The organism is Sphingomonas sp. 28-62-11 (assembly GCF_002278865.1).
Classification (GTDB): Bacteria; Pseudomonadota; Alphaproteobacteria; order Sphingomonadales; family Sphingomonadaceae; genus Sphingomonas.
The window spans coordinates 36,587-48,611 of record NZ_NCGB01000017.1 but is presented as its reverse complement, the minus strand read 5'-3'; the positions used below and the strand labels follow the sequence as shown (position 1 = coordinate 48,611).

At 63.9% G+C, this 12,025-nt stretch carries 6 protein-coding genes and 1 pseudogene; 5 read left to right on the top strand and 2 right to left on the bottom strand.

Annotated elements, in window-relative coordinates:
• The 5 genes and pseudogenes from glnA to B7Y49_RS07195 all read left to right on the top strand — a co-directional run.
• A pseudogene (glnA, locus tag B7Y49_RS07215) lies at positions 1-309 on the top strand (glutamine synthetase); the annotation flags it as partial.
• Positions 310-422: 113 nt separating this feature from the next.
• Positions 423-1,535, top strand: a complete 1,113-nt coding sequence (locus B7Y49_RS07210; RefSeq protein ID WP_374126902.1) for an AraC family transcriptional regulator — start codon at positions 423-425, stop codon at positions 1,533-1,535.
• A 59-nt stretch (positions 1,536-1,594) separates the two neighbouring features.
• Entirely contained in the window at positions 1,595-3,058 is a 1,464-nt protein-coding gene (locus tag B7Y49_RS07205) for a S41 family peptidase (RefSeq protein WP_374126901.1), read from the top strand.
• 366 nt (positions 3,059-3,424) lie between these two features.
• A complete protein-coding gene (locus B7Y49_RS07200) occupies positions 3,425-4,849 on the top strand; it encodes an aldehyde dehydrogenase family protein (RefSeq protein ID WP_374126900.1) in 1,425 nt (474 codons plus the stop codon).
• A gap of 7 nt (positions 4,850-4,856) precedes the next feature.
• Positions 4,857-5,720: a RimK family alpha-L-glutamate ligase gene (locus B7Y49_RS07195; RefSeq protein WP_374126899.1), complete on the top strand. Its 864-nt coding sequence runs from the start codon at positions 4,857-4,859 to the stop codon at positions 5,718-5,720.
• A gap of 162 nt (positions 5,721-5,882) precedes the next feature.
• Here the strand turns inward: B7Y49_RS07195 and B7Y49_RS07190 are convergent, their stop codons facing one another.
• Together B7Y49_RS07190 and B7Y49_RS07185 are read right to left on the bottom strand one after the other, a co-directional pair.
• Positions 5,883-10,049, bottom strand: coding sequence for a translocation/assembly module TamB domain-containing protein (locus B7Y49_RS07190; RefSeq protein ID WP_374126898.1), 4,167 nt, complete (start codon positions 10,047-10,049; stop codon positions 5,883-5,885).
• Positions 10,046-12,004, bottom strand: coding sequence for an autotransporter assembly complex family protein (locus B7Y49_RS07185; protein WP_374126897.1), 1,959 nt, complete (start codon positions 12,002-12,004; stop codon positions 10,046-10,048). Before B7Y49_RS07185 ends, B7Y49_RS07190 begins: the two co-directional genes overlap by 4 nt.
• Between the last annotated feature and the right edge of the window lie 21 nt (positions 12,005-12,025).

The window sequence follows — 12,025 nt, the reverse complement described above, 5'->3', positions numbered from 1 at the left end:
CCGTATCTCGCTTATGCCGCGTTGTTCATGGCCGGCATCGACGGCATCCAGAACCGCATCCACCCGGGTGAGGCGATGGACAAGAACCTGTACGATCTGCCCCCCGCCGAACTCGCCGAAGTGCCCACCGTTTGTGGTTCGCTCCGCGAAGCGCTCGAAAGCCTGGCCGCCGATCATGATTATCTGCTGAAGGGCGATGTGTTCAGCAAGGACCAGATCGAAAGCTATATCGAACTGAAAATGAACGACGTCGCCCGCTGGGAAATGACGCCCAGCCCGGTCGAGTTCGACATGTATTACAGCTCATAAGGCTGACATCGGGACAGAAAAAGGGGGCGTCCGGCACGGGTCGGGCGCCCCCTTTTTTCATCCGGCGTGATCCGTCTTGCCATCCCGCCACGATCCCCGGCACAGCAGCGGTCATGCTCGATGATCTTTCCTTTGGCTGGCGATCTGCCGTGCTGGTGGTCGCTGAGGTGCAGCTGTTGATTGTGGCGGCGGCCCTGGCGCGCGCCATGGCCAATCGCACCGCCAACCGAACGCTCGCGCTGTTGCTGCTCGTGCTCGTCGGCATCGTGACGCCCTGGATGATCGGCTTTGCGGGCTTTTACGACAAATGGCGCTGGCTGAGTTTCGCGCCATTTCAGATCACGCTCGGTGTGGCACCACTCTTCTATTTCTATGTTCACGCGCTGGTGACCGGCACTTGGCCCGTGCCCGCCTGGCGCCACCTCGCCCCTCCGACGCTGCAATTCGCCTTCCTGACCGGCAGTTTTTTGCTGCCGATGCCCGCCAAAAATGCCTGGTCGGCGATCATCACGACGCCGTATGATATTGTTACCGGCATTGGAGCGATTGCGGGCATGCTGTTTTATGGCCGCGAGGCACTGGCGCTTTTGCACCGGTATCGCGGCTTGCTTGCGACGCAGCGCAGTGACGATCATCGCTTCGCTGCTACCTGGATCAGCCGGGCGATCGCCGCCGGTGCCGCATTGCTCGCGGTGTGGACGGTGTATGCGGTGTGGGATGCACTTTCGCCGCTGGGCTATACCGGCTTGATGGGGCTCTATGTGGCGATTGCCATCTTCGCGCTCTTCATCGCGATTGAGGGGTGGCGGCATGCGGCACTGCCCTTTCCGACAATCGAGTCGCTGGCCATCCCGGCTGATCCCACCCCGCCACCGCGCGATTGGCGTGCGCTTGGCGAAGCCTGGGCGGCGCAGGTCCGTGCCGAGCACTGGGCGCGCGATCCCGATTTGTCGCTTGCGACACTGGCGCGACGACTGGGCACCAACACCGGCCATTTGTCTCGCGCATTGAACGAGGGGCTCGGTGTGAACTTTTCGACCTTCATCAACCGGCTGCGTTGCGATGCGGTGGCTGAAGCAATCGCCGCCGGTAGCACCGCCGACTTGCTCGATCTCGCGCTTGATGCGGGGTTCAGTTCTAAGGCTAGCTTCAACCGGGCCTTCCAGGCCGCCTATGGCATGGCACCGTCAAGCTATCGCCGCGCCCACGGCTCAAAAGCCGAATAATCGCAGCGTTGCGCGAAAATGAGGCGCATGCCCCGCGCAAATCCGTCAGGCATTGCGCCATGAACCGCCGCCAGACCCTGTCCGCATTGGGCACCGCCGCCCTCACACCAATCGCGATGCCGTTTGCCGCACGCGCAGCCGATGCCCCCACCCCTGCCGATCTGAAAGGCGACATCGCGATCCTGCGAGAGGCGCTATCGCTGCATCCGGGCCTTCACCGCTATTCGACGCCCGCCCAAATCAGCGCGCGGATCGATCTGCTCCAGCGCGATTGGCTCGCGGCAACCGCGCTCGATACGCGTTATCTCGCGCTTGCCCGGTTTCTCGCGACCATCCGCTGCGGGCACAGCTACCCCAACTTTTTCAACCAGAAAAAGGCGGTAAAAGCCGATCTGTTCGATCGCCCCACCCGCCTGCCCTTCACCTTTCGCTGGATCGACGGAAAGATGATCGTGCTCGCCGATCAGCGCGACACAGCGACATTACAGCCCGGCACCGAAGTCCGCGCGATCAACGGCGTGCCGGCGCGCGCGATGCTGCAGCGCCTGATCGGCTATGTCCGCGCCGATGGGCATAATGATGCCAAACGAACCGCGCTGCTTGGCGTTTCGGGCAATGACTCGATCGAGACGTTCGATGTGTTTCACGGCCTTGTCTACGGCGCCCCGCCGGGCGGCATGCACCGCTTGCTGATCCGCACGCCAGATGGTCGCGATGCATCGATCAACATGGCCCCGATCAGCCTTGCCACCCGTCAGGCCAAATTGCCGCCGCAGCCCGAGGGTGACGGTGCGGTGTGGGACTGGACGATGCGACCTGACAGTGTCGCCGTGCTGACTATGCCCGGTTGGGCGCTGTACAACAGCAAATGGAACTGGCGTGGTTGGTTGAATGATCGGCTGGCGTCACTTGCTGGCGCGCGCGGGCTGATCATCGATCTGCGCGAGAATGAAGGCGGGGAGGATTGCGGCGATCCGATCCTCGCGCGACTGATCGATGCCCCGCTCAGCCCGCCGGGCTATATCCAGAAACTGCGGTTCGAACGCACGCCGCCATCGATCGATCGTTATCTCGACACATGGGATAATAGTTTTCGAACGATGGGCGTGGGCGGCAAGCCGCTTGGAGACGGTTTCATCGAACGCCCGGGCGGCGATGCCATTCTGACGATCGCGCCGGCGGGACCTCTTCTTACCCTGCCCGTCGCCACGCTGATCGGCCCGACCAACAGCTCGGCCACATTCCAGTTCGCGACGATGGCGCGCGCAAGCGGCAAGGTGCGGCTGTTCGGCGAAACGACCGGCGGCAACCGGCGCGGCATCAACGGCGGCGCCTTCTTCTTCGTGCGCCTGCCCGCCACCGGCCTCGAGTTCGATCTGCCGCCGGTCGGCTATTTCGCGCGCGCGCCGCAGCCCGATGCCGGGCTGGATCCTGACGTGCGGGTGGCGGCGCGTGCGGCCGACATCGCCGCAGGCCGCGATCCGGTACTGGCGAGGGCGATTGAGTGGATCGACCGGGGGTAGCTTGCACAAGCTAACGTAGCCAGGAAGCCCCGCTCGGTTCCTGCCGAGCATTGCTTATGTTCTTGTTTTGTACTAGTGTATTGCGATGCAAATGTTCGCCCAATGCTTCGCAAACAGCCCAGCCACCCCTATTTCCGGGCGCGCTCAAGTCCAAATGATCATCACCTTCCGCACCGTCACCGCAATTTTTGCGCCGGTTGCAGCAAACCGATGGAGACCCGCAACTTCCGCAACTTTACCCCGCAACTTCACCCCGCATCGCGCCCGCCCCGTCCGTTTCACCTTGCAACCCGTACGGGGCGCTGGCATCCCTCCCGGCCATATCCCAGCCTCGAATACCGGGCGGCCAATGATGGAGAGCAAGCCATGAACAGCTATCTGAAGCAGTATATCAACGGTGCCTGGGTCGAGAGCGAAGGCGGGACGGTCCATCATGTCATCAACCCCGCGACCGAAGCACCGTGCACCGAAATCACGCTGGGGTCGCAGGCCGATGTCGACAAGGCGGTCGCCGCCGCGCGCACCGCGTTTGACAGCTGGTCGCAGTCGAGCATTGCCGATCGCGCCGCCCTGCTCGGCCGCATTATCGAGGAATATAAGGCGCGCATGCCCGATCTCGCCAAGGCGGTGAGCGAGGAAATGGGCGCACCGATCGGTTTTGCGAGCGCCGCGCAGGTGCCCGCCGGGCTCGGCCATTTCATCTCGACGCTTAAGGCGCTGAACGACTTTCCGTTCGAGGAACGGCTCGGCCGCGCCCGCGTGGTGCATGAGCCTTTGGGCGTCGTCGCGATGATCACGCCGTGGAACTGGCCGCTCAACCAGATCACCGCCAAGGTCGCACCCGCGCTCGCCGCCGGTGACACGATCATCCTGAAGCCATCCGAAGAAGCGCCGAGCTGCGCGGTGATCCTTGCTGAAATCCTCGACAAGGCGGGCGTGCCGGCAGGTGTGTTCAACCTCGTCAATGGCGATGGCCCCGGCGTTGGTTCGGCGCTGTCGAGCCACCGCGATGTCGATATGGTGAGCTTCACCGGTTCGACCCGCGCGGGCATTGCCGTCGCACAGGCGGCGGCCGCCACCGTCAAGCGCGTGCATCAGGAACTGGGCGGCAAGGCGCCGAATCTGGTACTCGAAGGCGCTGATCTCGGCGCGGTGCTGCCGCCGACGCTGATGGGCGTGATCGCCAATTCGGGGCAAAGCTGCATCGCCCCTACCCGGTTGCTCGTGCACAAGAGCCAGGTCGGCGATGCCACCGCGATCGCCAAGACGATCATGGAATCGGTCGTCGTCGGCGATCCGGCGGAAATGGGCGCGCATATCGGCCCGGTCGTCAACAAGGCGCAGTTCGAGAAGATTCAGGGCCTGATCCAGTCGGCGATCGACGAAGGCGCGACCTTGGTGACGGGCGGCGTCGGTCGCCCCGATGGCCGCAATTCGGGCTATTACATTCGCCCCACCCTGTTCGCTGACGTGACGCCCGACATGAAGATCGCGCAGGAGGAAACCTTCGGTCCCGTCGCGACGATCACCAGCTATGACACGCTGGAAGACGGCATCCGGATCGCCAATGATACGCCCTATGGCCTGTCCGCGACGATCTCCGGCGATCCGGCGGCGGCGGCAAAAGTCGCACCGCGGCTGCGCGCAGGTCTGGTGACGATCAACAGCTGGAGCCCCGATGGCGCAGCGCCGTTCGGCGGCTACAAACAATCCGGCAATGGCCGCGAAAACGGCAAGTTCGGCCTGGTCGATTTCATGGAAGTGAAGACAATCGTCGGCGAACCGGCCTGAACCAGTCATGCCGGTATTCATCGATGTCCTGATGCCGGCAACGGGCGATGATTATGCCGATATGGCGGCGGATGAGCTTGAGCCCTATCACCAGCCCTTTGCACAAGCGGGGCTGGTGATCAGGCCTCGGCCCTGGGATTTGGGGCCGGGAGACGCGGACGCAACGCTCGCGTTTTTCGCCTGGGGGTATCACACACAGGTCGATCGCTGGCTGGAAATGCTGGCGGCGTGGCCGACCGATAGACTGCTGCTCAATCCGCCCGCCTTGCTCGCTTGGAACACCCGCAAGACCTATCTCGCCGAGCTGGCGGCGCAGGGGATCCCCATCGTCCCGAGCCGGTTCGGCGATGCAGATCAAGCCAGCGTCGACGCGGCCTTCGATCAATTTGGCGTCGATACGCTGGTCGTAAAGCCGCAAATCTCAGCGGGCAGCTATCAGACCATCCGAGTGTCGCGCGGCGACCGGGTAGAGCCGCTCGCAGCGGCAATCATCCAGCCGTTCATCGCCTCGGTGGGGGATGAGGGCGAGCTGTCGCTCTTCTTCATCGACGGTGCTTTCAGCCATGCCGCGCGCAAGGTAGCAAAGGCGGGCGACTTTCGCGTCCAGCCGCAATTTGGCGGGGTGTTCACACCGCTCGACCCCGCCCCCGAAGCAGTGGCACTCGCCGAACGCGCGGTAAACGCCCTGCCCGTCGCCCCGCTCTACGCACGGGTCGATCTGCTCCGGCTCGCTGAGGGGACATTGGCGCTGATCGAAGTGGAGGCAATCGAGCCTGATCTTTACCCCGATATCGACCCCGGCGTCCCCGCCCGGTTAGCAGCGGCGGTGCTGGTGGCGATTGCTGCGCGTTCGGATTATCGCCGACGTTAGTTGTCTCAATCCTCCCCCAATCCGTTCGCCCTGAGCGAAGTCGAAGCCTGTCCTGAGCGACTGCCGCAGGCAGGCAGTCGAAGGGGGCATGCGCAGCGCTTGGGCTTCGACTTCGCTCAGCCCGAACGGAAGATGGGGGGGCTTCTGTAAACAGAAAGCGGATCAATAATCCTTCGACACCCGCACGTTAACGCTCTGCCGCCCGAGCGTTGAAATCGTCGACAGGATCGACAGCCAGCGCGTCACTTGGAACTCAACCTGCGTCGCCGAATAGCCCTGCCCGTCGCTGATGATCTCAGCATAGAGTTTGCGAGTGATGAACTTGCCCGCCGCGACGGACGTGGTGCGGCCAACACTGGTATCGGCGGGCAGGATGCGCAGCCGGTCAAGCCCCGCCACGCGGCGCAGCGCGTTGATGGGATTCAGGCCAAAGCCGCCATCTTTTTGCAGCGAGGCGACGGCGGCGGCCAGCTGCAACGCTTCGGCTGCCGACAGGTTTGTGATCGAGGTGCCGAACAGCAACCGCGACAGCAACTCGTCCTGCGGTAGGCTTGGCACGCTGGCGAAGCCGATTTGCGGGCGCGTCGCCGGACCAGTGACGCGGATGGTGGCAGACAGGCCGGTGGTGTCGGCATTGGCGGCAATGTCGATCGCGGGGTTGGCAGGCGTTTCGCCAGCAAAGCGGATGATGCCGCGGTCGATTTCAAACTCGCGCCCAGAAAACTCGTAATAGCCGCGGATGATGTCGGCGCGGCCCGTTATCGCCGGATTGTCGGGCGCGCCGCCGATCTGCAGGTCGGCAGACCATTCGCTGGTGAGCCCCAGCCCGGTTACCCGCACGCCGCTCGCCGCGCGTGCCCGCACGTCGAGCCGCCAGGGGGTGGCGTGGCGATCATCGCCGTCATCCATACCGTCACGCAAGTTGATCTCCCGGATGTTGAGCACGGGAACCGCATTCGCCGCCACTGCCTGGCCGAGCCGGTAACGGCTGGCGTTGAGCACGACATCGCCACCAATCACACCGCCCGCCCCATCCGACCGAATCGTCAGCGGGCCAGTGACGGTAGCGCCAATATCGTCGCGGTTGATCATCACGGCCTTGTCGGCCTGCAGCTTCAAATCAATGCCATAGCCATTGACCGCTGCGAAATCGAAGCTGCCGCTGCCCGTCACCCGCCCGCCCTTCCCGGCGTCGGCGGAAAAGCTGCTGAAGCTCAGCTGCGATCCATTGAAGGTGCCCGCCGCTTCGACCCCGGTCAGCACTGTACCAGTCGATGCACTTTCCAGCCGAGCGCCCTTGGCGCGCAGCACACCGCGAATGCGCGGATCGTTCACTTTGCCGCCCAGATCGGCGGCGATAGCAACCGGGCCGGACAGGTCGAACAGCTCAAGGCCGGTTAGCCGCCAAAGCGTATCGGCGGGGCCGTCATAGCGAAGCTGCCCAAACAGCTGGGCATTGGCCAGGCGCGCGCGCAAGCTGCCGCTGCCAAGCGGCGCGAGCCGGGCCTGGGCGCGACCGATCGTCTTGCCGCCGCTTGCCATCACTGCGCGCATCGCGGCCTTGTCAGGTTGGAGCACACCGACCAGCCCGACATCGATCGGCCGCGATGATAGCACCAGCCCCGATCGGCTGAGGCCCCGGATCGTCATGTCGATTTTCCCGACTGGCGCTGCCCCCGCCCCTTCGGCAAAGCTCAGCTTGCCCGATGCGCTGCCTGCCAAGCCAAGGCCGGGATAGGCGATATCAAGAATCGTCAGCGGCATCCGCGTCATATCGGCATCGATCGCAGCAGAATCGCTGGTGAAGCGCCCGCCGAGTTCGGCATTGCCACCTGCAAAATCGAGCTTTGTCGGCTCCAGCCGCCAGCCATCGCCCGCGCGTGTGACGATCGCGGGTTCGAGCAGCTTGATCGGCTTGCGATCGATCGTGCCCGCGGCCGTAATACGGTAGCGATCAGGCGTCACATCGGCTTCGCCGCGAATGTCGAATGCGCGGCCACGAGAACCGGCGATCGATCCCTTGATTGTGCCCACCCCGCCGCGCAGCGACGCCATGCCTTCAAGTCGTGCCAGACCCAGCGAGCCTTGCCGCAGGCCCGCCCCCCTCGCGGTCCCTTCTACCGAGGCACCTTGGGGATAGAGCATCGTCACCAGATCGAGCTTGCCACGCCGCAGCACTGCATCGCCGAACACGCGGGCATTGGAAGCATCGAGATGCACCTCGATCCGCTGTACGCCGTTCACCGGGGCAAAGCCGATCGCGCCACTTACGCCTCCGCCGCCACCGACAGTCAACGTCCCGTCAAAGCCGCCCTCGGCTGCAAGCAGCGATCCGCTGCCCTTGATTCCGCCCACGTCGAGTGCCGCGATCACCACCGTCGCCTGCCCGCCCTTGGGCAACAGGATCCGTCCGTTGCCCACGAAATCGCCGAGCGTCGAGCCGCCGTTCGCGGTGAAGCTGTAGCCCTCCGGCGTCGGATCAAGATGCGCGCGCACCTTGTTTACGCCAAGCGCTTCATTGGGCCGCGCAAAGGTGAGGTCGAGCATTGGCCGTTCGAGCCGCCCGACCAGCTTGAGCGTCAACGGGCCATAGGTGCGCTGCGTGCCGCTGCCTTCGAAGGTGACGCTACCGTTGCGCTGCCGGAAGCCCGACCCCGTGATCCGAATATCGGGCGCGGTGAGCACCAGATTGCGCAAGTGAAGAATACCATCGGTCGATTGTTCGAGGTTACTCGTCAGACGCGGCAAGCCGCCGGCAAGCGTTCGAAAGAAACTATTGTCGAGCCGGACGAACTGCGCGGTCGCCGTGCCGATGATCCGCGCACCTTTGCCGCCCGGCGCGGGCACCACCTGCAGTTTCGACATGACATCAACGATGCCGAGCCCCGGGATAAGATACCGCGCCAGCCCGCCATTCAGGCCAACATCGAAGCGACCATTTTTCAAGTCGACAAGCAGGTTGAAGCTGCCCTTCAGCTTGTCAGACTGAAACTTCAGATCAGCGCCGGTAATGAACGCTGACGTGACCCGCAACGTACCCTCCAAAAGAAGGTTGCGCAGGATCGCTCCCGCTACGGCATCGACGCCCGTCACCCGCGAAACGCTGAGTTGCAGCGGAACGATGATCGGTTGCGGCGACAAGCGACCTCGCCCGCCAGCGCGGACATTCTCGAAGCCTTCCTTACCGAACGACGCGAAATCGGCGCTCAGCCGGTACTCGAACGCAGCGGCATCGAACGCGCCGTCAAGGATCGCGCGCAACTCGACTTTGCGCCCCACCATCTTCGTGACCAGCGCTTTGGGCTGCAGCAATTGCGTGCGGATGCGCAGATCGCGAAACGCGCTCTTCGCCAGATCGAGCCCGCCCATGGTCTCGATCGCCAGCGCCGATGATCGCAGCGATAGTCGCCCATCGAGCTGCCGCGCCACCAATGTTGCAGCACCATTGATCGACAGCCGGGGCATCGCCAGCCGGACGATCTTGTCGGTCGACATCCGCGACGGGGTCAGGCTGCCCAGCAGCGTATAGGCACCCGAGACGTTGCCGAGTGACAGATCGACCACCTGGGCACCGCCGACATCGGCGCGCGCGGTGCCGCGCCAGCGCGTCCAGCTGCCCTTGCCTTCGACCACGGCACTGACCGCCTTGTTCACACGGACCAGCTTCGCAAGCACGCCCTTGGCCACGCCCACCGCACGCAGATCGATATCGAATCGGTTGCGGTCGGGCTCGGCATCGAGCTTCAGGAGCAGTCGGTCGCTTCCTGCCACCACTGCGCGCAGATCGACGAGCGCCCGCCCGTCATGGATATCCGCCTTACCTGCCAGGCTGCCGACCCGGGTGGTGCCCGTCACGACGCGATCGATGACCAGCCGATCGACCGTCAATTCGCCGATCAGAATATCGAAGCTCGGCAGCGCAGGGCTTGGTTTGCCGGTCCTCACGGTTTCCGGCAGTTTGGCGAGCCGCGCCTGCGGGATGGCGAGGCGCTTGATCTCCAGCCGGTTCGCAATCCATGCCAGCGGCGACCAGCGCAGAGTTGCGCGCGGCACTTCGAGCACCAGCCCCTTCGGATCACTCACCCGAACGTCGATCAGGATCATCTCGCCATAGATTGATCCGTTAATCCGCCCGACCGTATACCGCAGCCCGTTCGAGGGGCGGAGAGCAGCGACCTGGTCTGCGATGAAGCGGTGGCCGAAGCTGGAATCTGCGAGGAGCAGCGCGGCGAGGACGAAGGCCACAAACCCGCCCAGCCCGATGGCGACCCAGCGGTGCCAGCGCCGCTGCCGAAGCTTGGGCGCAGCAACGGGCTCGCCCTTGCTCAAAACGCTTGCCCCAGCGACACATAGACGGCCACCCGCGGATCACCCGGCTGCGGGTTGATCGGCGTGCCGACATCGATCCGGATCGGACCGAAATTCGAATAATAACGCAGGCCGACACCCGCGCCATATTGCAGCCCCGTAAACTTCGGCAGCGCCGATGTGTAGATGTTGCCGGCATCGAAAAAGGGCACCAGGCCGAACGGCCCGAACAGCTTCAACCGCGCCTCGACCGCAAATTCGGTCAAACTGCGCCCGCCGATCGGATCATTGTTTGGATCGCGCGGGCCGATATCCTGAAAGCCATAACCGCGCACCGATGCACCACCACCGGCATAGAAGCGTCGTGATGGCGCAATGGCATCTCGCGGCGCCCCGGCGATCGTCCCCAGCCGCACGCGCGCCGCCAACGTGATGCGATCCCCGAATGACCGATAAGCGCTGCCATCGATCTGGATGCGCGCATAGCCAAAGGCCGCACCCTGCAACGATAGTTCAGGCGAAACGCGGCCGCCCAGCCGGAACCCCTTGGTGGGATTAAGCAGATCGTCCGATCCGTCATAATTCAGGCTGGTCGGCAATGCGGCGATGAAGAAGGTTCGCCGCCGGGGATCGCCGGTCGATACGATCACGTCGCGCTCGTCCGATGCAGAGAGCTCGGTACCGAGCGACCAGGTCCAGGCTTTCTGAAAGAAGATTGTTGTCTGGCGTTCGAGCGAGCCGCTGAGCGTGAACGTCGTCGCCTGGAACGCGGCACGATTGACGTTAGAGGCGGTTGCCTGCGCGATCAGCACCCGATCGCGACCTTCGAAATTGTTGCGCCGAAAAATGAGACCGCCCGATTGCTCCTGCGTACCGGCCACCGCGCGCACGGTGAGCGCGCCTTCCGGCGGGAACAGGTTGCGGTGCGTCCAGCTGAGCGCAGCGCGCACGCCTTCGCCTGTGCCATAGCCCAGTTCGGCGGCGACGGTGCGCGGCGGCGCCGGCAGTAGCGCGACATCGATGTCGACGGTGCCCGGTAGCTTGCCCTCGACCGGCTTTACTTCGGCCGATGAGACGATTCCGGTCTGGATCAATGCCCGACGAAGATCATCAAGCGCACTTTCATCAAAGCGATCGCCAGCCTTGAATCGAGCGATTTTTTCGATGTGGCGCGCCCCCATCAGCCGATTGGGCGCAGTGATCACCCGACCAAAAACGCGCGCACCACCGGGCGTTACCGGCAATTCGAGCGTGGCCGTCTGGGTGGCATGATCGATCACGACGGTCGACTGGCCAACCGTGGCAAAGGGGAAACCCTGTTCGGTGATCTGGGTTCGCAGTTCGGCCTCACCGATGGCGATCGCATCGGCGTTGACGGGATCGTTCGCCGCCACACCAAACGCCTTACGCAACGGCGCTTCCTTGTCGCCCGCTGCCGCAAGCCCGGGCAATTCAACGCCTTCCAGCTTATACTGCACGCCTGGTTCAACCGTGAGCACAACGAGCGGGCTGGCGGCACTCGTCTCGACGCTGCTGCTGATCTGCGCGTCATAATAGCCCGCGCCGCGCATCAGCGTCTGGAGCAGCGCACCATCCTCGCGTGCACGCCGTTCGATCTGCGCAGCATTCGATGGCTCGCCGCGATGCATGCGAAGTGCGGAAAGGCTGTCGAACCGCGCTTTGAATACGGCATCTGCAACCGCATCAATCCCATCGATCCGGTAATCATAGCTGGTCAGTTCGGCGAGGTCGGCCTTTGGCGCATCAGGATCGGCACTGTCGGGCATCGTCGCCAGATCGGGCCAGGCGACGCCGAGATCGGGCAAGTCTGCCATTGGCGAATCGGGATCGAGGTCATCGGATAACGGCCGATCGGCTGGAGCCTCAGGTGGGGGTATGCGTTGATCGTTGGGCGTAACGACCGGCGCATTCTGGGCGTGTGCGTCGATCGGTGCAGCAGCCACCAGCAAAACCATCGCAATGGCAATCAAGCTGCT